Annotated in this window: 17 protein-coding genes and 2 pseudogenes; 16 read left to right on the top strand and 3 right to left on the bottom strand. The window is 38.6% G+C overall.

Features of this window, described 5'->3' with window-relative positions:
• Positions 1-19 precede the first annotated feature (19 nt).
• The 6 genes from Ana3638_RS24805 to Ana3638_RS00510 all read left to right on the top strand — a co-directional run bounded on the left by Ana3638_RS24805 (position 20) and on the right by Ana3638_RS00510 (position 5,559).
• Complete coding sequence (locus Ana3638_RS24805; RefSeq protein ID WP_246240646.1) at positions 20-628, top strand: phosphoenolpyruvate-utilizing N-terminal domain-containing protein; 609 nt, start codon at positions 20-22, stop codon at positions 626-628.
• Positions 622-1,707 (top strand): phosphoenolpyruvate--protein phosphotransferase, encoded by a 1,086-nt coding sequence (gene ptsP, locus Ana3638_RS24800; protein WP_330588004.1) that lies wholly within the window; start codon positions 622-624, stop codon positions 1,705-1,707. The genes Ana3638_RS24805 and ptsP overlap by 7 nt, the downstream gene beginning before the upstream one ends.
• 561 nt (positions 1,708-2,268) lie before the next feature.
• The gene (locus Ana3638_RS00525) at positions 2,269-3,309 is read left to right on the top strand and encodes a lactonase family protein (RefSeq protein ID WP_161836081.1); all 1,041 of its coding nucleotides are present in this window, start codon (positions 2,269-2,271) and stop codon (positions 3,307-3,309) included.
• A gap of 48 nt (positions 3,310-3,357) precedes the next feature.
• Positions 3,358-3,888, top strand: coding sequence for a hypothetical protein (locus Ana3638_RS00520; RefSeq protein WP_161836079.1), 531 nt, complete (start codon positions 3,358-3,360; stop codon positions 3,886-3,888).
• A 197-nt stretch (positions 3,889-4,085) separates the two neighbouring features.
• Complete coding sequence (locus Ana3638_RS00515; protein WP_161836077.1) at positions 4,086-4,664, top strand: nitroreductase family protein; 579 nt, start codon at positions 4,086-4,088, stop codon at positions 4,662-4,664.
• Positions 4,665-4,713: 49 nt separating this feature from the next.
• Positions 4,714-5,559, top strand: a complete 846-nt coding sequence (locus Ana3638_RS00510) for a hypothetical protein (protein WP_161836075.1) — start codon at positions 4,714-4,716, stop codon at positions 5,557-5,559.
• Positions 5,560-5,782: 223 nt separating this feature from the next.
• Here the strand turns inward: Ana3638_RS00510 and Ana3638_RS00505 are convergent, their stop codons facing one another.
• Positions 5,783-6,415, bottom strand: coding sequence for a histidine phosphatase family protein (locus Ana3638_RS00505; RefSeq protein ID WP_161836073.1), 633 nt, complete (start codon positions 6,413-6,415; stop codon positions 5,783-5,785).
• Positions 6,416-6,952: 537 nt separating this feature from the next.
• Here Ana3638_RS00505 and Ana3638_RS00500 point away from each other — a divergent pair.
• The 7 genes and pseudogenes from Ana3638_RS00500 to Ana3638_RS00465 all read left to right on the top strand — a co-directional run bounded on the left by Ana3638_RS00500 (position 6,953) and on the right by Ana3638_RS00465 (position 15,802).
• On the top strand, positions 6,953-9,022 hold the full coding sequence (locus tag Ana3638_RS00500; protein ID WP_246240643.1) for a penicillin-binding transpeptidase domain-containing protein: 2,070 nt from the start codon (positions 6,953-6,955) through the stop codon (positions 9,020-9,022).
• Positions 9,023-9,114: 92 nt separating this feature from the next.
• Positions 9,115-9,345: a hypothetical protein gene (locus Ana3638_RS00495; protein ID WP_161836069.1), complete on the top strand. Its 231-nt coding sequence runs from the start codon at positions 9,115-9,117 to the stop codon at positions 9,343-9,345.
• A pseudogene (locus tag Ana3638_RS00490) lies at positions 9,315-11,965 on the top strand (penicillin-binding transpeptidase domain-containing protein). Before Ana3638_RS00495 ends, Ana3638_RS00490 begins: the two are co-directional and overlap by 31 nt.
• Before the next feature lie 188 nt (positions 11,966-12,153).
• Entirely contained in the window at positions 12,154-12,498 is a 345-nt protein-coding gene (locus Ana3638_RS00480) for a GIY-YIG nuclease family protein (RefSeq protein ID WP_161836067.1), read from the top strand.
• On the top strand, positions 12,495-12,959 hold the full coding sequence (locus Ana3638_RS00475) for a DUF6530 family protein (protein ID WP_161836065.1): 465 nt from the start codon (positions 12,495-12,497) through the stop codon (positions 12,957-12,959). The genes Ana3638_RS00480 and Ana3638_RS00475 overlap by 4 nt, the downstream gene beginning before the upstream one ends.
• A 2-nt stretch (positions 12,960-12,961) precedes the next feature.
• Positions 12,962-15,010 carry an AAA family ATPase gene (locus Ana3638_RS00470; RefSeq protein WP_161836063.1) on the top strand — a complete coding sequence of 683 codons (2,049 nt, stop codon included), beginning with the start codon at positions 12,962-12,964 and terminating at the stop codon, positions 15,008-15,010.
• A 195-nt stretch (positions 15,011-15,205) separates the two neighbouring features.
• The gene (locus Ana3638_RS00465; protein WP_161836061.1) at positions 15,206-15,802 is read left to right on the top strand and encodes a helix-turn-helix domain-containing protein; all 597 of its coding nucleotides are present in this window, start codon (positions 15,206-15,208) and stop codon (positions 15,800-15,802) included.
• Between the two features lie 338 nt (positions 15,803-16,140).
• Here the strand turns inward: Ana3638_RS00465 and Ana3638_RS00460 are convergent, their stop codons facing one another.
• Together Ana3638_RS00460 and Ana3638_RS00455 are read right to left on the bottom strand one after the other, a co-directional pair.
• On the bottom strand, positions 16,141-17,940 hold the full coding sequence (locus Ana3638_RS00460) for a BlaR1 family beta-lactam sensor/signal transducer (RefSeq protein ID WP_161836059.1): 1,800 nt from the start codon (positions 17,938-17,940) through the stop codon (positions 16,141-16,143).
• Position 17,941: 1 nt separating this feature from the next.
• Positions 17,942-18,346, bottom strand: a complete 405-nt coding sequence (locus Ana3638_RS00455; protein WP_281352922.1) for a BlaI/MecI/CopY family transcriptional regulator — start codon at positions 18,344-18,346, stop codon at positions 17,942-17,944.
• A 308-nt stretch (positions 18,347-18,654) separates the two neighbouring features.
• On the opposite strand from Ana3638_RS00455, the pseudogene Ana3638_RS00450 reads away from it, so the two are divergent.
• From Ana3638_RS00450 to Ana3638_RS00440, 3 genes and pseudogenes are all read left to right on the top strand, one after another.
• Positions 18,655-21,044, top strand: a pseudogene (locus Ana3638_RS00450) (GH36-type glycosyl hydrolase domain-containing protein).
• Positions 21,045-21,071: 27 nt separating this feature from the next.
• Positions 21,072-22,532, top strand: a complete 1,461-nt coding sequence (locus Ana3638_RS00445) for a phosphoglucomutase/phosphomannomutase family protein (protein WP_161836055.1) — start codon at positions 21,072-21,074, stop codon at positions 22,530-22,532.
• A gap of 421 nt (positions 22,533-22,953) precedes the next feature.
• The gene (locus tag Ana3638_RS00440; protein ID WP_161836053.1) at positions 22,954-24,822 is read left to right on the top strand and encodes a sensor histidine kinase; all 1,869 of its coding nucleotides are present in this window, start codon (positions 22,954-22,956) and stop codon (positions 24,820-24,822) included.
• Positions 24,823-25,160 lie beyond the last annotated feature (338 nt).

Here is a 25,160-nt window from a genome sequence, read left to right as displayed (position 1 = left end):
GGTGTAAGGGAGGGCGGACATGAAAGTTTTAAAAGTTGATAAAACTGCTTCGAAAGGTATTGTCATAGGGAAAGTATATCTCGTTCAAAAAAAAGAATTTAAGGTTAATACTGCTTCCATTACGGAGGAAGATGTCCAGAAAGAAATAGTCCGGTTGGAAGCCGCAGTTACCAAGGTAAAAGAAGAACTTATCCCGTTAGCCAAAACCAATCCAATTTTTGGCGCACATCTGGAAATGGTAAAAGATATTACCCTTTATGACAGTATTACATCAAAAATCAAAGAAGATAAGTATAACGCAGAGTTTGCTTTAGAAACAGCCGCAGAAGAGTTTATTCAGATGTTTGAAGCTTTGGAAGATGAATATATGCGCGAGCGGGCTGCCGATCTGAAAGATATACGAAATCGGCTGTTAAGTTCCCTTCAGGGAAGTATCTCAAATCCATTTGAAAAGATTAATGAACCGGTTATATTAGTAGCCGAAGATTTATCTCCCTCTGATACAGCGAAACTTAATCTAAAATATATTCTTGGTTTTATTACAAGGGACGGCGGAGTTACCAGCCATGTATCCATAATGGCTAAAGGACTTGGGATCCCGGCTTTAGTGGGAGCGGGGATATATTAAAAGAAGTAAAAGCGGGGGATAGGGTTATCTTAGACGCAGGAAACGGAGTTATTATAATCGATCCGGATTCCGATACCATAAATAAATATCATAATCTTAGTTTGGAATATGAGAAAAGGCAGATGGAATTAACGAAACAAGGTAACTTTCCTGCAAAAACGAAAGATGGTAAAAGTGTTATCCTATGTGCCAATGCCGGTAATTTACAGGATATTAAAAATGCTGTCCAATATCATATAGATGGCGTCGGTCTATTCCGAAGTGAATTTCTTTATATGGAAAATACACATTTTCCTACGGAGGAAGAACAGTTTCTGGTATATAAAGAGGCAGCTTTGCTTTGCGGTAAAGAACTGACCATTAGAACCCTTGATATCGGCGGAGATAAAAATTTATCTTATTACCAGTTCGAGAAAGAAGATAATCCATTCTTAGGCTGGCGGGCCATTCGTATTTCCCTGGAATTAAAAGATATGTTTAAGACTCAGTTACGGGCAATTTTGCGGGCCAGTACGTATGGAAATATCCGTATTATGTTTCCGATGATCATATCCTTAGAAGAACTGCGTATGGCAAAAGAAATATTAAAGGAATGCCAGGAGGAACTAAATAATCTTAATATAACCTGGGATCATAAGATAGAAGTTGGAATGATGATTGAGACCCCTGCATCTGTATTGTTAGCGGAGGATTTTGCAAAAGAAGTAGACTTCTTTAGTATTGGGACGAATGATTTAACCCAGTATATGCTTGCAGTTGACAGAGGGAATAAAAAAATTTCAGGGATGTATAATTCCTTTCACCCATCAGTCATCCGAAGTATAAAAAAAGTTATTAAAGCAGCTCATGATAACCACATTAAAGCAGGAATGTGCGGGGAGTTTGCCAGTGATGAAAAAGCAGTATTATTATTGCTTGGATTAGGACTGGATGAATTCAGTATGGCAGGGAAAGAAATACCTAATATAAAATATATAATCAGAAACTCATCATATGAGAATGCAATTACTTTGGCTGAGAATGTCAGTAAAAAAAGTACCTTGAAAGAGGTATATGAAGTTTTGAGTATTTTATCATAATGAGTGCAGTAATTAAAAGGCTGTTGCAAATTTTGTAACAGTCTTTTTTGCTTTATTTGTCATATAATGTATTATTATGGAACCCTAATACAAATTAATTCTTTTGCTTGATACCTTATTATAAAAATGGTGGAAATATTTCTATTTTCATGAAGTAAAAGATTGCCAATATAGGAATTGAGAGTTAAAATAGGTAATAGAGACTTATCCTGAAATAATTATCAGAGATTATAAAGTAGTGTTGCCGGCAAGCTGATATCCACTCCAATTGCTTGCCTGAATTTTCATCCGCTTCGTTGTCGCCGGTCAAAGTAGCCACCGCTACAGCTCCCTCCTCCGCCTTGCAGACTGAAAAATCATTTGGTCAATTGATACAGACATCAACGGATCGGTACACTAGATAATAAAACAAAGAAAGCAGATAACTATAATATTGTGATTATAGGGACAAGTCATCGTTTACGGTTATTTAAGCAGGCAATTTTTGCGTGCTGCGAAAAGAGAAAGGTTAAAAAAATAACCAGCGTGAATGTGTATATCAGCTTTGAATGGAGGATCAAGATGAAAGATAATAAGACAAGAGAATTATTAATCTCTGGATATGGACCTGGCAATTTACAGGAAGCATCAATCGCATTATATGAAATGACTAACCAGCTGGAATTTAATAAGGTATTGTGGGAAGATACCGTTACTGCTCCATCTTTTTTATGTACATATCATGATATTTGTTTTGGCATCCGGGAAGAAGGCGTCAGCGGCTCCGTATTATGCTACCAAAGACAGGATGAGAAATACATACTGCGGGATGTACTGAATTTAGAGGGCGGAGCCCTTTGCCATATCTCCTATCAACCGGCGGGCCAGGTTTTATATGCTTCATTTTATGAAACCGGACATGTTGCCGCAATTAAAGTAGACAATTATCATTTTACTAAAGTTCTGAATTTCTTTCAAATACAGCCGGAAAAACCAGGGGAGCTTACAAGAGCCCATTGCTCCGTATTGGAACCGGATGGCTCCCGGGTATTTATTACTAATATAGCCTTAGACCGGATTTATATTTATGACACGGTGGACGGTGCCTTAAAACCAAATACAAACTGTGAATATGTGCAATTGGATAAAGGGATAGGTCCAAGGCATATCAAATTTCATCCTTTGCTAAATTATCTCTATCTTATTACGGAATATTCCAACGAAATATATACATTTTTATATGAAAAAGAGAATGGTAATCCAAAACTTACCATGCTTCAGAAGATTAGTACACTTCCTGATGGATTTACCGGTGAAAGTTCCGGCTCCGGGCTGGATATCTCTAAAGACGGAAGATTTTTATATGCTGCTAACCGCGGTGCTGATACCATTGCCGTATATGACATAAATACAGACGGTACGTTAAATAAAATTCAGGATATCAGCTGTGGCGGAAAATGCCCGAGACATATAGCACTGACTAAGGATGATACCGGGCTTTTCATCGCCAATCAGGAATCCAATGAAGTAGTTATTCTAAGGGTGGATGAATATAACGGAATGCTGTCAGATATAATAGCAAGACAATCTTTCCATGCACCGGCTTACATAGAAGAATTATAAAAACGATAACGTTAACAGATAAATAAATTTGTAACGGAGATTAAGTTTATGGTAATGTCACCCAACAACAATAAAAATATTATATCCGGAATACAAATCCTTTCCATCACAGAAAAAGAGCTGTTGAATAAGAATGCCGTATTGCTAAAAAATGTAGAAGAGGGATTTGCAAACAGAGAGTATTTTATTTTAAAAGGAGATAGGAAAGGTTTTAAGGCATTTATGCATAAAGCCTTAAATCGGAATGGTGAGGCAGAGGTATATGCAGATTTTTATTATCCTAATCTGTCCATAGAACAAAGAAACGGTTTTCTTAAAGCTCTGTCAAAGGAAAATTTAGATATCTTTAAAAAATATAATTGGCCGGATAAGATTTATATTGGGTTGAATTCAGAATTGTTAGATTTCCTGTTGGATATAACCATGGACGAATTGTTGTTTTGTTCTTTTTATTTTACCAGGTTTCCCTGTACAGTATGGGGAAATTATAATCTGACGTTTCCGGTATTCTTTAAGGACAGTGAAACAAAAGGAAGATATGAGAAATTGGCTGCCGAATGTGAATTGTTATGTAATTAATTTCTATAGTAATATTTTAGGTAATTGCGAAACCAGAATATTGTATTTATATGTCATGCAATTAATACAATTTCAGAGCTGAATCTTGCCCTAAAGGCAACGAAGCTATGAAATTCGTAATAATTGTATGGTATATTCAGAAAACTATATAGTTTCGCAATTACCTAAGTAATATTTGATAATAAGGAGAGCAGATTATGTTCAAAGATATAGTAAAACGAAGCCGTTCTTACAGACGTTTTTATGGTGATAAAGAGATAACGATGGAACAGTTAAGAGAACTTGCCGACCTTGGCAGATTATCTCCCAGCGGTGCTAACCGCCAGCCATTGAAATATATATTAATTAACTCGAAAGAAATGAATGAAAAAGTATATGAAAATTTAGGATGGGCAGGTTATTTAAAAGATTGGGACGGCCCGGAAGAAACGGAACGGCCTGCCGGTTATATTATAATGCTTAGAGATAATTCTATTAATAAAGCCCTGACAATGGATGAGGGTATTGCTGCTCAGAGTATTTTCCTTGGAGCGGCCGAGATGGGACTTGGAGGCTGCTATATCGGCAATTTTAAAAGGGAGCAGTTAAAAACATTACTCAAGATAAGCGAAGATTTTGAAATAGCCTTAGTCATTGCTTTAGGATATCCGAATGAAGAAGTAGTGATTGAAGATATTAATGAAAACGGAGATATAAAGTATTGGAGAGATGAAAACCAGGTACACCATGTTCCTAAACGTACCCTGGAACAGGTAATTATAGAAGAAATCAGTTGATAAAAGCAGCTGTTTTTATGTCATATTTATCAATTGAGGGGGAATAAGTATGGCGGTTCTTAAAAGTAGAAGCATTTATTTTATAGCGTTTTTTTTATTATTCTTTATGGTATTCCCATTAACGGCAAAAGCAGATATGGGACCTAAACCACAGATAACGGTAATTGTAAAAAATCCGCCGAATAAGGAATATTATCTGGATTTATTAGTTAAAGAGGAACGTTCTTATGATAATCTTGATATGGATAGGGCAAGCTTCGATCAGAATAAGCTTGCCCTTTTGGAATCCTATGATGTCGATGGATGGCATCCCGGGTTAACACAGGGCACCAGAATCCCTATGCATGGTAAATTAACCGGAGACAAGGAATCAGACGTCATGATCCATACTTTCAGTTATGTGGGTGTACCGGATGATTTTAAAATCATAATAATTACACCAGATAATCATTCCATGGTCTCCCAGGAAATACATAGAGATATGTTTAATTATAAGGTATATTTTGATTATAATACCGGAGAGATAACTACAGAGAAAATTACATTTTCTTATATCAGAGAATTCTTATTAACCTGTTTACCTACACTTCTTATTGAAGGATTTGTTCTCTTATTATTTGGTTTCAGTCTCAGGAAAAATTTAAAGCCGTTCCTCATAATTAATGTATTAACCCAGATTTTACTTACAGCATCAGTGGGGCAGATGATACAAAAAGAGGGCCATTTATCCGGTTACTTTATTCTTATACCTGTTGAAATAATCATCTTTTTAGTTGAAATGCTGGCTTTTTCACTCCTTTTAAAGGAATACAGTAAGACCAGACGGGCTTTATATGCGTTTACTGCAAATCTATTAAGCTTCCTGGCAGGGATATTCCTGTTGTTGTGGGCCTAAAACAATTAATAATATAATTCGCCCGGCAAAAGCCATAGGAATCATTTACTTTCGTCTATTTGTACATCTATAACTATTCATTAGCATGATGTTTCATATAGTTTAATGAGTAAATGTATGAAGTCGTTGGTACTTAGGGCCTGTATTTTAGAGCCTTATGTACCATTACGTACTTCATCCAAGCGAGAGCGCGTTACGAATGAACTATATGAAACATCATAGGCTAAGCCGGATAATATTCGTCAGGTAAATGGCTTGTATCATTTAATTTAATCAGTATAGGTACCTGACTGTTCCCAATAGAAATCTTAGTTACAGAAGTATTACCCAGGAAGAAGCGGTGATACATCGTCATTTTCCAGTCAAAGATCCCGATTAATGCAGCTTTTAAAATACCGCCATGGGCAACAAATACTGTTTTTTTACCGGTATGTTTATCCGCCAGTTTTAAGATAGCGTCTTTCGCTCTGTTACTGGCATTGCGTAAAGTTAAATCTCCGCCGATCAGATTGGCATATTCTTCATCTGTTCTCCATGCCTGATATTCTGCAGGGTATTGCTCCCTGATTTGTTTGATTGTAAGGCCTTCCCAGGCTCCAAAATTAATTTCCCTTAAATCCGGTACGATTACCGGATTTATCTCCTTATGGTTTTCACAAAGAATTTCAGCCGTTTGTACCGCTCTGCTTAAAGGGCTGGTATAGATGTAATCAAAATTATTGTTGAATACCTCTTTTAAGAGATGAGCCTGTTGAGTTCCTTCTTTCGATAAATTTATATCGGTGCATCCCTGAAATTTTCCTTCTTTGTTCCAATCTGTCTCACCATGTCTGACTAAATATATTTCTGTTGTCATTCTAAAACCCTCGCATAATACATCTGCAGGCAGATATATTACAGCCACATAATAACCTGTGAAACATGTTTCAAAGGTTATTATGTGGCACCCTTTCTATTTTTTTGATTTTTTTCAACTAACACCATGCCCTTTGGGCATAAATCAAGAAGAATAGCTGCTATTGCTATTCTTCTCAAGCCCCGTATCCGAGGTTTTGGCTCGCATGTTCTTAGCGAGACTATTTCTTAAATTCTTTCTCAATTGTATATAATTTATTATACTGATTGACAATCCAATTACAAGAGTAAATTAAGAGCTGTATTTATATACTTGACTTTTAATTCTTACAGGTGTAAGATAATAAAAATCATCTTAAACAAAGGAAATGAATTTGCAGATAGCTATTATTTTTTTGGATTAAAATCCTACAAGCGTAAGATTAAGGAGGCAGTTTTATGAAAAGAAAGAAAAAAATAAAAGAATAAAAAATATATATTATATTTTATTTGCAGTTTGGTATTGGCTATAACAGCCGGAGGGATGTTTTTAATCATCATGATATTGTACAATTCAACAGATTTGAAAATAGGAAATATTCGGATAGGACAGAAGACTGAGAAACAACTTCTGCCAGATGCTTTATTTATGCAATACATATCTTGTATTGAAAGAAAAGAGTATGAAAAAATGTATTCCATGTTAAATGAGCAAAGTAAAATGAATAATTCCCTTGAAAGCTTTGTAAGCAGAAATCAAAAGATATATGAGGGGATTGAAGCAAAAAATATTAAAATAAAAATAACGGACAGGAATAAAGACCAAAATAATGAGACAATGATATCCTACCACATGAGTTTAGACAGTATCGCCGGTAAAATAGAATTTGAAAACCAAGCGGTATTTACAAAAGAAAAAGAATCCGATTATGCGCTTTCCTGGGATGACAGTTTGATTTTTCCAGCACTTACATCTAACGATAAGGTTAGGGTATCTTTACATCCGGCTAAAAGAGGGAACATTTTAGACCGGAATAAAAAAGTATTAGCAGGACCGGGAACAGCTTCCTTAGTTGGATTGGTTCCGGGTAAGATGAATCAGGATACCGGTAAGGATATTAGTAAATTAGCTTCCCTATTGAATATTACAAAAGAAAGCATCAATAAAAGTCTAAGTGCAAAATGGGTAAAGAAAGATTCTTTGGTTCCCATAAATACAATGGAGAAATTGGATGAGGCAGAATTACTGACGAATAATCCAAGTAAAGAAACTTTGGAAAAAAAAGAATTGCAGGATGAACTACTGGAAATACCCGGAGTTATGATAACAGATACGGAAGTTAGAGTCTATCCTCTTTCCAACGCAGCAGCCCATTTAACCGGTTATGTTCAGAAAGTTACAGCAGAGGATCTGGAAAAACATAAGGAGGAAGGTTATAACAGCAACAGTCTGATCGGCAGAAGCGGAGTGGAAAGTCTTTATGAAAAAGAATTAAAAGGACAGAACGGATATGAAATTGATATTCTGGGTTCTGGGGGAGAAGTAAAGGAGATTCTGGTTTCCCAACCGAAAAAGGATGGTTTGGATATTACCCTTACCATAGATGGCAATTTACAGAAAAACCTGTATGAAAGGTTTAAAGAGGACAAAAGCTGTTCTGTAGCAATAAATCCTTTTACGGGGGAAGTATTGGCTTTGGTCAGTACGCCTGCCTTTGACAATAATGATTTTATTCTGGGAATGTCAACGAAGCAGTGGAATCAGCTTAACAAGAATAAGAAAAAACCGTTATACAACCGATTTCGGCAGACCTGGTGTCCGGGCTCTACCTTTAAGCCCTTAATTGGGGCCATCGGGTTATCCACAGGCGCAATTGACCCGGGTGAAGATTATGGCAACGTAGGAGACAGCTGGCAGAAAGATAAAAGCTGGGGAGGTTATTATGTAACCACGCTTCATACCTATGCGCCTGTTATTTTCGAGAATGCTTTAATCCATTCTGACAATATCTACTTTGCAAAAGCCGCGCTAAAGATCGGAGCGGATAATCTGGAAAAGGGACTGGATCGGCTGGGATTTAATCAGAAGCTGCCGTTTGAAATATCCATGTCACAATCCAGTTATTCCAACAGTCAAAAGATAGAAACAGAAATACAGCTTGCAGACAGCGGTTACGGACAGGGACAGATTTTAATCAATCCTCTCCATCTGGCGGCTTTGTATACGGTTTTTGCCAATGAGGGAAATGTTATCAAACCCTATCTAAGATATAAAGAGAATCCGGAACCGGAAATCTGGCTAAAGCAGGTATTTTCAACGGAAGTGGCAAACAGAGTAAAAAATGCTATGGACAAAGTAATCAATAGTACGAATGGTACCGGATATGCCGCTCATCAAAATGATGTGAAGTTAGCCGGAAAAACCGGAACCGCAGAGATTAAAACCTCCAAGGAAGATACCAACGGAACAGAACTTGGATGGTTTGGCATATTTACGGAGGATGCGGGGGCAGGTAACCCAATCCTGCTTATGAGTATGGTGGAAGACGTTAAAAACCGGGGCGGAAGTTCTTTTGTGGTTAAAAAAGATACGGCGGTACTTGAAGAGTATTTTTCAGATAAAGAATAATTCTTGCAAAGGACTAAAAAGGAATGGCAGTGGGCAACATTTACGCCTGCGGTTCAAAGTTTGCAGGTTGTGAGAAAGGCATGGTTATTTAAGTGAAACATAATATCGGAATAATAAGATTAAGTGTAGTGACCGGGGTTATGGCGGTTATGTTTCTGATTTTGATCGGGAGATTGTATCAGCTGCAAATACTGAATGGAACAAACGATGCGGATAGTCCTGTCCTGAAAACCGAAAAGCAGATTATAGAAAAAGCACCAGAGGAAATATTTATGACCGTAACGGAAAACCATTGGCATATAACCGGTTGGCTTATACGGTAACCTTAAAAGATACAGGTGATTACAAAACAAACCGGATACGGCAGCTTACCCTGAATAGTGTAGCCTATAAGCTTATAACAATACTGAAGATAAACAAAGAGGAACTGAATAATGACTTAATAATTAGCCTTAATGCAGATGGAAACTATGAATTTACTGTGGAGGGTGTTAGGTTAAACCGGTTTAAAGCAGATGTATACGGAAAAGCGAAAACAGAAGATTTAACCGAGGCAGAAAAGGCTGCAACTGCGGAGGATATGATAAAATATCTGGAAAGTGATAACAAATTTTCTCTATATGGTGAGAAAGCAATAGAATATACTCAGGAGGAATTAAGTAGATATGGTTTAAAAAAACATTACAGTAAAGAAGAAACATTGGGAATCTTAGGGTTACGATATATGTTATCACTAAACACTTTTCAAAAGTATTTACCGATCACTGCTTCGAAAGATGTTTCTGAAAAAACAGTAGTTTATGTAAAGGAAAACAGCAGCGAGCTGCCGGGAGCCGATATTGGCCAGGAGTGGTTACGTATCTATGACGGAGGGGAAGCGTTTGCGCATATTTTGGGATATACAGGGAAGATTTCATCGGAGGAACTGGATCGTTTAAAAGATAAAGATTCGGATTACACTATGGAGTCAGTGGTAGGTAAAACCGGGATTGAACAATATATGGAAGATACTCTAAAGGGGAAAGACGGGATTTCTAATGGTTACGTAAATGATTCGGGAAAGTTTACAAAAAAGGCAGAGGACAGCGAAAAACCGGTTCCTGGAAAGGATGTTTATTTAAGCATTGATATGGAGCTGCAAACAGTTGTATATAAAATACTGGAACAGCACATTGCGGGGATCTTACTCGGTAACATCATTAATGCCAAAGAATTTGATAAAAAGAGCGTGAAAGACGCTTCGGATATTAAAATACCGATTTATGATGTATATTTTGCTCTGGTGAACAATGAGATTATTGATTTAAAGCACCTAAATTCTAAAACAGCCACAGAGTTTGAGAAAAATATATATAAAAAACTGCTTAAAGAAAAAGAAACGGTAATGAATCTTATTACCAAGGAATTTACGGAAGGGAAACTTCCACTTAAAGATTTATCACCGGAATTGCAGGAATATGAAAAATTTATCACAAGCAAACTTGATATAATAAATGATACCGTTGTTGATAAAAAAGATACCGTTTATATATCCTGGGCCGAGAAAAAGGACATTACCATGAAAGAGTTTTTCGCCCATGCCCTTGAATCAGGCTGGATTGATACAGAGAAACTATCTTCAAGCGGCAAGTATTTTACCATGGAAGAAACATACCATGTGATTGCTGAAGAGATTAAGAAAGAGTCAAAACAGAATACGGAATTTGACAAAATAGTTATTAAATACTTACTGCTAAGGGATGTGATATCCGGTCAGGATATCTGCAGACTTTTATATGAACAGGACGTACTATCCAAAAAGGATAAGGATTATGATGAGCTGATAAATAATCACCTCAGTGCTTATTCTTTCCTGTTAGAGAAAATAAGAAATCTTGAAATAACACCAAACCAGCTTGCTCTGGATCCTTATTCCGGTTCGGCTGTTGTTGTAGAGGCAGGTACGGGAAAGGTATTAGCCTGTGTTACTTATCCGGGTTATGATAATAACCGTCTGGCTAATCAGATGGATACCGGGTATTATAATAAGCTTTATAAGGATTTATCCATGCCGTTTTACAACCGTGCAACGCAGCAGCTTACGGCTCCGGGGTCCACGTTTAAGCCAATTACCATCATAGCGGGTCTGAAAGAGCAGGTGATAACCCATATACGTCAATTTTCTGTGACGGAATCTTCGACAAAGTGATACCTCCCTTAAGGTGCTGGAAACGTTTTGGGCACCAGGAGATAGTAAATCCGGCAGCAGCAATTAAGAACTCCTGCAATGATTATTTGTGTGATATATCATACAGGTTAGGAATGAAAGGAAGAATGAATTTTTCCGATCCGCAGGCACTGGACTTTCTTAAGGAATATGCAAGCTTATTTGGACTGGACACAAAATCGGGTATTGAAATAACTGAAAGTGAACCCGCTATTTCGGACAGATATGCAATTCCGTCTGCAATCGGACAGGGTACCCATAACTATACTACCGTGCAGTTAGCAAGATACGTGAATACCTTGGCTGCAAAAGGGTTCAGTTATAAACTCTCTTTGATCGAGGAAATAAAAAATTCAAATTCTACCGATGTCGTAAAAAAAGAAATTGAAATACAGAACCATATAAAGCTTTCGGATGATATCTGGAATGTAGTGAATCAGGGAATGCAGCAATTTGCTGACAGTAATGAGGTGTTAAAGGATTTGAGGATAGATATTGCGGGAAAAACGGGAACTGCGCAGGAATCGAAAGTGCGGCCGGACCATGCACTATTTGTGTGTTATGCGCCGGCGGACAATCCTAAGATAACGATTGCCGTCCGAATCGCCAACGGATACGCCTCGGGAAATGCGGTGGGGGTTGGGAAGGATATATTAAATTATTATTTTGGGCTGGAAAAAGAAGAGGATATTGTAAACGGAAAGGCGTCTAAAGCCTATAATGTGAGAACGGATTAATGAATTGAAATAGAGTTTACAGCATAATAAGTTTACCGTGTTTGGGTACGGAATAAAATTGTATTTGTTGCCGTCTGGTTTGCCGGTATTCGCCTGGTTGCCAAGAAAAAATTAAATTAAAAAAGTCTACGGAGCGTGGATTGTTTCCGTAGACTTTTTAGGGTAAACTAAAAACCGAGGTGAAAACTATGGATATGAAAAAGAAAAAAGAACTTATAGAGGAGTGGAAAAACCGCCGCCCGGAGATGGGTGTGATTTCATTCCGCTGCAAATCAAACGGCGAATCTTTTTTGGGAATTTCCAAAGATACAAAATCGGATTATAACAGCAACCGCTTTAAGTTATTGACCGGCAACCATCCGAACAAAAGAATGCAGGAACTCTGGCAGCAGTACGGTGAGGAAGGGTTTGAATTTATTGTATTGAAAGTCTTAAAATATGAGGACCCGCAGGAAGATCATACGGATGAACTAAAGACTCTGCGGGAATTATGTTTTGCAGATGACCCGCAGGCAAGGAGGATTTGGAAATGAATGAAAAAATAGTAATAACTGCGGATGAGTATGACCGCATTGATGGTCGTAACGCTTATTATTCTGATATCAAGAGGTTGACTTTGGGTGAGCCTGTTATGAAAGAAAACAAGAATATGCAGATTGCGGCACAGCTTTGGAAAGAGAGTAAGGATGGAACACTGGAAGTCCATACCGAACTACCGATTCATCAAGTATTTGATCTGATGATTTTTCTGGGCCGTACCCTTCTGTATTTTAAAGAGGCTTACCGAATGCCCCTGCTGTATGATCCTGAAAATCCCACGGTGGAACGTGTGGGGATTCAAGGTGGTGTCCTGCCTGTGGCAGTCTGTACAGAAAACCCGAATATTAAGAGTGACATAAAAGAGTTTTCACAGGCATTAAATGACTTGGGAGAACTGACTGGGGAGCGGCTTCGGACGCTTACCCGAATCATTGAAGAACTGGAGATTTACTAATAGTGGAAAATAAATGGTTTTTGTCAGCAGCCAGACGGTTGACAGAAGAAGAACAAAGACTCGTCTGGAAAAAGCCCTCCTCACATATTGAAAGTGATGCGGAGCGGCGTATTTGCGAAGCGGTCAAACGGGGATGGGAACGGGACGAAATGAAAATTACTGCGATCCTATTGGAGGGCGATGCCGGTTCCGGTAAAACCCAGCTTGCCAAGGCTCTCTCCGCCGACTTTGGTTTGCCTTATACAAAAGTGACCTGCTTTGCAGATATGGATAAATCCGACGTGCTGGGAGCTATCCTCCCGGTGCTCCCGGAGGAGGGGGTACAAAATGATGGACAAAATATTGGCGTGACATATCAGTATTACCCGTCTGAAATCTTACGTGCCTATGAAAACGGCTGGCTTCTGGAAATTCAGGAACCTACGGTAATCAGGGATGCGGCGGTACTGATGGCTCTTAATTCGGCTCTGGAGCCGGACGGCAGTATCAATCTGCCTACCCGCATTGTCCACCGCCATCCGGATTTTATAGCTGTTATCACTACCAACCGGGGATATAACGGATGCCATCCACTTAACGAAGCCCTGCGAGACCGGGTACAGCACACGGAGAAAATGGATTTACCCCCAGTAGAGGTGATGATGGAACGGGCGGCGGCAAAAACAGGTTGTCAGGATAAGGATTTACTGCGTACATTCGCACAGGTCATTATTTTACTTGATAGAACCGCCAAGGCTAATGCGATCAAAGGCGTGGCCGGTATGCGTTCCTACTTTTTTTGGGTAGACGCAGTTTTGCAGGGAACAGACGTAATGGAAGCAATGTATCACAAGGTTATCTATAAAATTACCACCGATCCGGATGAAATTACTATCTTAAAACAGGTGTTAACCCGGCAAGATATACGGACAGCACTGGAGGAGGTGAGATACCATCACGGTGAATGTAATGGGGAGGTTTTAGAGATTCGTTCGGATGGATCTTTTGAAGTGGATTTGTCCATATCCGATTCCGATACACCTCCGTCGGCTGCCTTGAGGAAATCCCCTGACAGCGAGGGACAAACAGACAGCCAGTCTGAAACCACCACGGAAACACAAAGCATGGACACCGGTGAGAATGGTACACCGGTGTATCATGAATTGAAGCCGGAAGAACAAGCTGATCGGAAGGAAGAAAGGGATTCCTATCGCAAGCATCTGAACCATGAGGCCAGGGAAGCGGTCAAAGGCTCTATACATGAAAAGGTGGGTATGATCGTTCATCGCCCGGAATCCACCCCGGAACAGAAACAGGAGTACCGGCAAATTGCTTCTGCCCTTATGCCGGTCATTCAGGAACTGGCACGAAAAACCCAACCGCTGTTGGAGTTTGAAATCTCCGCGGAATATGACAAAAACCGTGTATATGGCACAAGGTTTCACGCTGAAAAAGTAGCGACTCCTGACTTTCGGTATTTTTCCAAAAAACGCACTCCTGAAGAAGAACCTTCGCTGGCAGTTGCCCTGCGAATTGACCAGTCGGCTTCCATGAACGCCTTTGGCCGGCTTAAAGCGGCAAAACAAACGGCCGTTGCGGTCTATGAATTCTGCGAAAGGTGCGGCATCCCGGTGATGATTTATGGAGATACCGCCGACCGTTCCCCCAAGGAAAAGATGTCGCTGTACTCCTATATCGACTGGGAGGAAGCAAAGCTGAATGACAAATATTCGCTGATGGCAATTCAAAGCATCAGCAATAACAGGGATGGGATGGCACTGCGGATTTTAGCCGAAAAAATGGTAAAAGCACCCCAAACAACCAAACTGCTTATCAGCCTGAGTGACGGACAACCAAAGGCGATGCCGGATTATACCGGCACCGCAGCCTTGGACGATATGCGGCGTGTCATCACCGAGTACAGGCGCAAGGGAATCCTCTTTCTGGCCGCAGCAATCGGACAGGATAAGGAAACCATCTGCGATATTTATGGGCAGGAATGTTTTATCGATATCACTGACTTGAATCAGCTGCCCATGCGATTGGTCCAAGTAATTGCAAGGTATCTGTAAGTGTAAGAAACTATAGGGAATTGCGAAACTAGATTATTGTATTTATATGACATGCAATTAATACATATCAGGGCTGAATTTTGCCCTAAAGGCACCTGAAGCTATGAAATTCGTATTAATTGTATTGAATACTCAGAAAATTTTAGTGTTTCGCAATTGCCTATATAAGAAACTAACTGGAATGGAGGAAAGCAGATGGATTGTGCAAAAGTCGGCAAGTTGATATTACAATTGCGCAAAGAAAAAGGATTGACCCAAAAGCAAATTGCGGATCAATTAAATATCAGTAATAAGACTGTTTCAAAGTGGGAGTGTGGCTTAGGGTGTCCGGATGTTACACTTTGGGAGGAGCTTTCTGCTATACTGGGTGCTGATATTCTCAAATTGCTGCAAGGAGAATTAGAGCCCAACCGGCCTGATGTCGGGAAAATTGACAGAATACAATTTTATGTATGTCCTACCTGCGGAAATATTCTTACAAGTACGGGAAAAACAACAATTTCCTGTTGTGGGCGCCGATTACATCCGTTGACACCAATTGCACCAATGGTAGGACATGAATTGTACGTAGAAGAAGTTGATACCGATTACTATATTACATTGAACCATGAAATGAGGAAAGATCATTATATCTTTTTTGCGGCCTATGTGTATGATGATCTTATGCTGCTAAACAGATTGTATCCGGAGCAGAGCCCTGCTTTTCGTTTGCCTATTATGAGAGGTGGAGGAATTCTGTATCTGTATTGTACGAAACATGGGCTGCAAAAGTATCCTTCTTTCCTGAAATAACAAACTCCATTACCATAATCATGGGGCTGTCGCTTTAACGATTGAGAAATCGTGAGGCGGCAGCTTCCTTTTAAAACCTTATGTACCGCTATGTGCGGCAACCGAGTGAGAGCGTGTCTCTGTTGGATAATAATCACACGCTATTTTGATACCCTAAAATGTGATAAACATCTCTAACCGGAAGAAACACGCTTTGCGAGTTTCTTCGGTTCGCGTGCGCGTTCGAATTATTGCAAGCAAGCTTGCTAATTCTCACTTTGCTTTCGCGGAAATGAAAAAGGGCGCCGCATTTAGTGCGACAGCCCCATGATGACTTTTGATTTCCGGTATAAAATATTCTATTCCGTCTGATAAAGCTGTTTTGCCTTTAGAATCTCCAGAGTTATATTACGGGCATTGGTTCCGTCCGTATTATCTTCCCCTTGTATATTCGTTGCAAAGAAATAGGTATTACCGCTTTTTTCAATAAAACCGACAAACCATCCGTTTACATTGTTATTCTCAATATTTCCGGTACCTGTTTTGCCATAAAGGACATTACCCGAACTTTGGGAAATCAATAGTGCGTTCTTTACCGCCTTTATATTGCTGTCTTTAAAATGAAAGTCATTTTGATAGAATTTCGTCAGTAATTCTACTTGTTCCACAGGTGAAATTTTTAGTGAGGATTCCAACCAGAACCGGGATATTCCTCCTGAGAGATTTTCATTACCATAATTAATTTGGTTTATATACTTTTGAAGTGCCTGCTTTCCGGTTTTTTGGTCCAAAGCCTGAAAGTACCAATTAACTGAGTTCTTTATGGCAGAATCCAGGTTCTGCTCCTTATTCCAGGATTCATATGGATAATTTATTTTATCCCAGGGTAATACGGATGCTTCCGGGGTGATGGTACCGTTTTCCAGGCCGAATAAGGCGCTGTATATTTTATAGGTGGAATCCGGTGAGATACGTTTTAAACTTTTAGATTCATTATATATTGTCCAATTATCCGAATTCAGGTTATATAGGACGAAACTGCCGTTATACTGTTTAAAATACGAACTCAGATCTTCATAATCAATATTAGTTTCTGAAAAACCATAGGTAGTATCAGGGGCTGCATTGATTGACAGGATTGGAGTACATACCAATATTATGGAACATGTTATGGCAAAAATCAGTATACTTTTCACTTTTAGCCATCCGGATTCCGGATTAAAAGATGTGATATTTATGATTCGTTTTGTTATCTGCTTCTTTGTACCGCCAAGGCCTGTTGCAAAAGGAAAAGAGGGACAGGATACTTTTCCCGCAAAACGAATCAGGGTAGTTCCATAATCCACATAACTTTCTTCATCCAGCAGATACAACACAGAGGTATCACAGGCTAATTCACGGTCATTCCGCATTTCTTTCAATGCGTACCATACAAAAGGCTGATACCAGTAAAAAATTCTGGCAAAACACATAATATAATTGATGGGAATATCTTTATGCCTGTAATGCTGAAGTTCATGTAATAGAATATAGCGAATCTCTGTTTCATTAAAATCCGATATGAGATGGATCGGTAAAATAATTTTTGGATGAAATATTCCTATGGAAATAGGTGATTTTAAAAATGCACTGCTTAAAACAGGAATATCTTTCTTTATTTCCGCTTTCTCTTTACATTCCCTCAACAATAATTTTACCCGCTGATTCTGTACCGGAAGAGAGGAATGAATCAGCTTCCTGATTCGCAGGCTGGACCGAATGGTGAAAAAGAGCATGATACAGCAGCCAGTCAACCAAAAAACAATCAGACAGGTATTAAATAAAGATGGAGATGTCCGGTCTACGGAAACAGATAAATCCCGAAACCAGTTTACACCCGCAGCGGTATCTGTTGGTACGCCTTCGGGTATAATAGGACTGTTTCCTTGACTATTTGCAGTATCCAAATAGGAAAGCAAAGCACCAATATGAGATAACCCCGTTGATTTTACAGGAATCAAGGGAATAACCAGCATAATCAGAAAAAGGAACCAGATATTATAATGAACCCGGATTGAGATATGTTTTTTCAGCCCCTTTTTTATGAGTATAATTGCAAGTATCAGGAGAGAAATCGTTATATTGGTTATAATAAAATGTATCCCAAAAGAAGGCAGCATATTAATTGCCTCCTTTCCTTTTACGGGTGGAAAGTATATTCTGCAGATCTTTGATTTCTTCTTCCGATAAAGTATCCTTTTCCAGATAATTAGTAAGCATGGAGGCTATATTACCGTCATAGTAGCGCTTTAAAAAAGAATTGTTTTCCTGATCAAGATATTCATCCTTTTTTACCAGGGGAGTATATACAAAAACCCGGCTGTTTTTCTCATAAGTCAGAGCACCTTTTTGAACCAGGCGTTTTAACATGGTCTGTATGGTTTTGGGACTCCAGTCCGTTGTTTTGACAAGCATATCCGTGACTTCATTTGTGTTGATCGGTGCATAGTTCCATACAATTTTCATAACTTCATATTCCGCTTCGGAAATTTGCGGTAATTTTTCATCAGAACACCCTCCAAAAATCTTACATTTGTAATAAAACTAATTATAATATTACAGGAATGGATTGTCAATATGAGAGTGTTTTATCATTTACCAATATTCTAAATAATCGATTATGATTTATCTTATACTACTTTTTTATAACTGCTTTCTGTCTACCTTGTACTTGACTTCTATTTTATGCAGAAGCAAAAGACTTCCAACCTATCTTTGTTTATCTCTCTTTATTCTGGACAATTATATACAAATATTCGCACCCTCAGCAATACCCTTTAAAATATCCAATGATTATAATAAGGTTATCATGATATGGGAGGGTTTAGTTATCTATGAAATATGGATATTTTGATAATGAAAACAGAGAATACGTAATCGAGCGGGTGGATTTACCCACTTCCTGGACCAATTATTTAGGTGTGAAAGATATGTGTGCGGTTGTAAACCATACGGCCGGGGATATCTGTTTTATAAATCACCGGAATATCACCGCATCACACGTTTTCGCGCCAACAGTATACCAATGGACCGGCCTGGGCATTATGTTTATGTAAGGGATGATGAGACAGGGGAATATTTCAGCATATCCTGGCAGCCGGTAGGCAAATCCCTGGAGGAGGCAACATATGAATGCCGCCATGGTTTATCCTATTCCAGATATTCCTGTGAATATAAAGGGATTCAGGCGGAACAGACCTTATTTATACCCATGGAGGATACGGTAGAGCTTTGGGATGTAAAGATTAAAAACAATGAATCAAAACCCAGGCATTTAAGTGTATTTTCCTATTGCGAGTTTTCCTATCACCACATTGATATGGATAACCGAAACTTTCAGATGAGTAATTATGCTGCCGGTTCTTCCTATGAAAATGGTGTAATTGAACATGATTTATTTTATGAAGAGTTTGGATATCAGTATTTTACGTCCAATTTTGAGCCGGACAGTTTTGATTGTCTCAGGGATAAATTCATAGGTTTATACCGTACGGAAAGTAATCCTATTGCCGTGGAAAATGGGATTTGCAGCGGCAGCTTTGAAAAAGGAAATAATCACTGCGGTTCCCTGCATAAAAAGATTTCATTAATGCCAGGGGAAGAGGCGCGGCTTGTATTTATGTTAGGAGAAGGAGGCAGGGAAGCCGGTTACAGGATACGTGAAAAATATTCGAATATAAGGAATGTGGATGAAGCTTTTAAGCAATTAGCTTTATTTTGGAATAGAAAATTAAATAAATTACAGATACGGACTCCAAATGAAGGAATGAATACCTTAATAAATATCTGGAATCTATATCAATCAGAGATTAATATCATGTTTTCCCGCTTCGCTTCCTTTATCGAGGTAGGAGGAAGAACCGGATTAGGTTACAGGGATACGGCACAGGATGCCATGACCATACCACACTCCAATCCATCCAAATGCCGTCAGAGGCTGGTTGAACTCTTAAGAGGTCTTGTATCAACCGGTTACGGACTCCATTTATTCCAACCGGAATGGTTTGATCCGGACACGGAAGTAAAACCCTTTAAATCTCCTACGGTAATTCCCACACCTAATAGAGATGATATCATACATGGGATAAAAGATGCCTGCTCCGACGATGCTCTCTGGCTGGTCAGTTCTATTGTAGAATATGTGAAAGAAACCGGGGAATTCTCCTTTTTAATGGAAGAATTAACATACGCAGACATAGGCAGTGGCACTGTATATGAGCATATGACCAAAATCCTGGATTTTTCTTATGAGCAGGTGGGACAAAGAGGCATCTGCAAAGGTCTTCGGGCGGACTGGAATGACTGCCTGAATCTTGGAGGAGGCGAAAGTGCACTGGTAACCTTTTTACATTACTGGGCATTGGGTAATTTCTTAGAAGTTGCAGAGTATTTAGGTAAGACGGAGGATATGAAGAAATACACTGCCATGAGAGAGAAAGTAAAAGAAGTCTGTGACAGGGAACTATGGGATAAGGAATGGTATATCCGGGGCGTTACAAAAAACGGCAGGAAAATCGGAACCAGTGAAGACAAAGAGGGTAAAATTCATCTGGAATCCAATGCCTGGGCGGTATTATCCGGTGCTGCACCTTATGAAAAAGGGATTAAAGCTATGGACAGTATTGATAAATACCTCGCCACCCCTTACGGAATTATGTTAAACGGACCCTCTTATACGGTTCCGGATGAGGATATTGGTTTCGTAACCAGAGTATATCCGGGATTAAAAGAAAACGGTGCAATCTTCAGTCATCCCAATCCCTGGGCCTGGGCTGCGGAATGTATATTAGGACGGGGAGACCGGGCGATGAAATTTTATAATGCCCTATGCCCTTATAATCAGAACGATATGATTGAAATCCGGGAAGCAGAACCGTATTCCTACTGCCAGTTCATTATGGGCAGGGACCATACGGGTTTTGGCAGAGCAAGACATCCCTTTATGACGGGCACAGGCGGCTGGGCTTATTTTGCAGTTACCAGATACATATTAGGAATACAGCCGGGATTTGATACTCTGACGATTGATCCCTGCATACCGTCTGAATGGAAAGAGTTTCATGTAACCAGGGAATGGAGAGGTGTAAGTTATGATATCACCATTCTCAATCCGGAGGGTGTTATGAAAGGAGTTAAATCCATCACCTTAAACGGAGAAGAAGTTAATGAAATTAAATTTATTAATAACACGGAAATAAATAAAATTATCGTTATAATGGGTTAAAATTTTGCAAACTAAGGAGGCTTTAAGATGGTAAAGTTTGGTACAGGCGGCTGGAGGGCTATAATAGGAGAAGATTTTACCAAATCAAACATACAAAAATTATCAAAAGCCCTGGCTGTAAAAATGATGAATGAAGGTGTTACGGAGAATGGTATCGTCATCGGATATGACAGAAGATTTCTATCCAAGGAAGCAATGAGATGGGCTGGGGAAATATTTGCCGCGGAAGGAATAACAGCCTATTTAATTAACCGTTCTTCACCAACACCATTAATCATGTATTATGTTATGAAACACGAATTGCATTATGGAATGATGATTACAGCCAGCCATAATCCGGCTATTTATAACGGAATCAAAGTATTTACCTATGGAGGCCGGGATGCGGACGAAATCCAGACCCAGGATATCGAAAATTATATCATGGATGTGAAAGAGGAAGAAGTTCTGGGGATGGAATATGAAAAAGCTGTGGAAGCTCAGCTGATTATAGAGATTAATCCTTTGAATGAATATCTTGACAATATCATTAACGCCATAGATATGCAGGCGATTAAAAACAGAGGGTTACGGATTGCTTTAGATCCCATGTACGGAGTAAGTGAAACTTCCTTAAAAACCATACTGTTAACAGCCAGATGTGAAGTGAATACCATTCATGACAGGCATGATACTCTATTTGGCGGTAAACTGCCATCCCCATCTGCCCAGACCTTAAGAAGCCTTAAAAATTATGTGGCGGATCATTATATGGATATAGGAATTGCAACAGATGGGGATGCGGACCGTATTGGAGTTATTGATGACACGGGGAGATTTTTACATCCCAATGATCTTTTAGTGGTACTATATTATTATCTGGTAAAATATAAAGGCTGGCATGGAGCAGTAGTAAGAAATATTGCAACAACCCACATGCTTGATAAGGTAGCTGAAAGCTTTGGAGAGAAATGTTATGAGGTACCGGTGGGATTTAAATACATCTCTGCTAAAATGCAGGAGACCAATGCGATTATCGGCGGGGAATCTTCCGGAGGATTAACCGTCAGAGGCCATATAAACGGGAAAGACGGTATCTATGCGGCAGCTCTCTTAATCGAGATGATAGCCGTTACGGGAAAGAATTTATCACAGATTATCCGTGAGATCGAAGAGGAAAACGGGGCTATTTATATGGAAGAAAGAGATTATAAATTTACTCAGGAGAAAAAAGAAGAAATCTTTATGACCCTCCTTGTGGATAAATGCTTACCGGATATACCCTTTGAGGTGGATAAAATCTCATATCTGGATGGCTGCAAAGTATACTTTAAAAACGGCGGATGGATTATCGCCAGGTTCTCCGGTACCGAACCGCTTCTTCGAATCTTTTGCGAGATGCCGGAGGCAGAAGATGCCATTAAACTTTGTGAGACTTATGAAGACTTTTTAGGTTTGAATAATAAAAAAACACTGGAACAAAAGAAATTGGTATTGAATCATAAATAATGATGAATGGGCTATTTTTTGTAGCCCACTTATTTGTACCAAATAATACAAAACTGTAAAATTGATGCAACCAAATAGTCTTATTAGGAGTTCTGCTGCATTTGCAGCAGAGAATGAATCAATTTCATCAGCTGATATTGTATGGGTGGAATATTTTACAAAAATGTGATAGAATGAAAACGTAGTGAGGAGCGGAGCAGCAAGATTCAGGAACAAGCTTTTTGGTTCATGATATAATGAAAGCGAATTAGTAATTAGAAGCTTGCTAAAATTATAATATGATGACGTATCGATGGGCTGTTCTATTGGATAGCCCATCTCTTATATTTCTAAAGTAAAAGCCCATCAGTTGGGGACAGTTGCATAAGTTAAAATTAAATTCAAGAGACTCTATTATATGATTTTGGGAGGTAACTTAACAATGTTAATCAGTAAAAGGAATCTATTACACAGAAGTAATTTATTAAGAAAACCCATATCCTTAAGAAGAAGGCTTCTGTTTTTAGTAGTAATCTGTTGGATTGTACCTGTTTTAATCATATTTTTATTTATGAGCTTGTATTATCGAAAAAGCATTATGGATAAAACCGAGACGTTGATGGAAGAAAGCCTTAAGAATTTTACCACTTTCCATTCTCAGAAAATAGATGAAGCAATTACCATATCAAAGAAAACATCCTATGAATTAGTCATTGAAAAAGCCTGGAAACGATACAAGGCCGGGAATATATCCGATGCAGATTTTTATAAAGAAGTTATCGGTAATTTAAAAAGCAAATATTATAATGATACCCGATTTATCATATCCGTTTTTTATCTGTCCGATCATCCGGACCGTCTCTATTATACTTCTAGAAAACCAACCAGTTACATTAATACATATAAGGAAGAAGTAAAACAAGAAGCAAATAAAATTACGGACGAGGATACTTCAGACGCCCACATAAAAATCATTAACGGGAAAATCTATATTATCCGGAATCTTTATACTACAACAAATTATACCAAATTCGGTACATTGGTAGTGGAGTTAAATACCAGCAAATTATTTGAGGGTATTTCTTTAAATAAAGATTATGAACTTGGCTTTTTTATTAATGACTCGGATTCCATGGTTCTTTATGATGCAAATTCCGAAATTGAATCTTTTACCCCCATTCTGGATAAATTAAAATCAAAGTATTCTGTACTGAAAAACCGCAGAATTAATAAGGTGGATGATAGCATATATACGGCTTTGATTTATCAGCAGAAGTTTGATGATTACCATCTGGGAGCCGTTTTGATTGCCAATAAAAATACCATTTATTCCGAGCTGATTGCATTAAATTATATCATGATTCTTATTTTTCTCATAATAATCCCGGTATTTATCTATATGTTATACTTTATTGCCAGGCATATAACAGCTCCTATGGGGCGGATGATTGAAGCCTCCAAGGAGATGGAACAAGGTAAAATAGGCATGCAGATTGAAGGAGAACCCATGCCCAATGCAGAGTTTGCGTATCTTTCGGATTCCTTTAACCGAATGTCCAGTGAAGTAAAATATTTATTTGATTATGCTTATAACGAAAAGTTAGCCAGAAAAGAAGCCAAGATTATTGCCCTGCAATCCCAGATAAACCCCCATTTTCTTAATAATACCCTGGAAATGATGAATTGGCAGGCAAGAATGGCAGGTGACGTCGCCGTATCAAAAATGATTGAAGCATTGGGAACCTTATTGGATTACAGTATGGACCGTACCAATAAAAGACTCATAAATCTTGCAGAAGAATTAAGATGTGCAGATGCTTACTTTTATATTATATCCATGCGGTTCGGGCAAAGGCTGCGGGTCGAGAAAGAAGTAGACCAGACACTTTTACAGCTTCCCATACCACAGCTGATTCTTCAGCCTATTTTGGAAAACGCTGTGGTACACGGAATAGAGGCAGTAAAATCTGGAACGATCAAATTAAAAGTATATACGGAAAACGGAAAAGTGATACTTCAGGTCATTAATTCCGGTAAGAGGATGACCGAAGAAGATGTTTGGAGAGTGAAAGAGATTCTTGAAGGAAAAGCAGGAAGTATTGCAAATAGTAAAGGAAAGCATATTTCCCTTGGTATACGTAATGTGAATGAAAGGATAAAACTGATTTACGGAGAAGAATATGGACTCACCATACTTCCCTTTGATGAGTCGGATACGGTTTCAACCATTACCATACCTTATGAGATGCCTTTGGATTCGGAAAAGGGAAAATTGCTGAATAATATGCTGAACAATCCCAATTATAAATAGAGTAAATGATTTATTCGCCATACCCCAATTTTATCTGATGAATGAATACGAGCTTATATATATTTATACATTAAATATAGTATAAGGATTTTGCCGGGTAAATCATTAAATTATTTGATCCCGCTTATTCCCGTTCACACTCAGAAAATGTTGAAAAAAGTATGATTTGAGAGCTTAAATTATAATGAAAATAGGAGTTTTGCATATTATGTTCAATATAGCAAGAATGAACAAATAATGTCAAGATGAACAAATGTATTTTGTGGGAATTGTTAGTATAATACAGTTATACCAATGAGGGTTTACTCTCATAGTTGTAGAAACTATATTTCAATCGG

Origin of the sequence: Anaerocolumna sedimenticola (assembly GCF_009931695.1) — a bacterium.
In the GTDB taxonomy this organism is placed as follows: Bacteria; Bacillota; Clostridia; order Lachnospirales; family Lachnospiraceae; genus Anaerocolumna; species Anaerocolumna sedimenticola.
The sequence above is the reverse complement of the archived record's forward strand: the minus strand, read 5'-3'. Positions and strand labels throughout refer to the sequence as shown.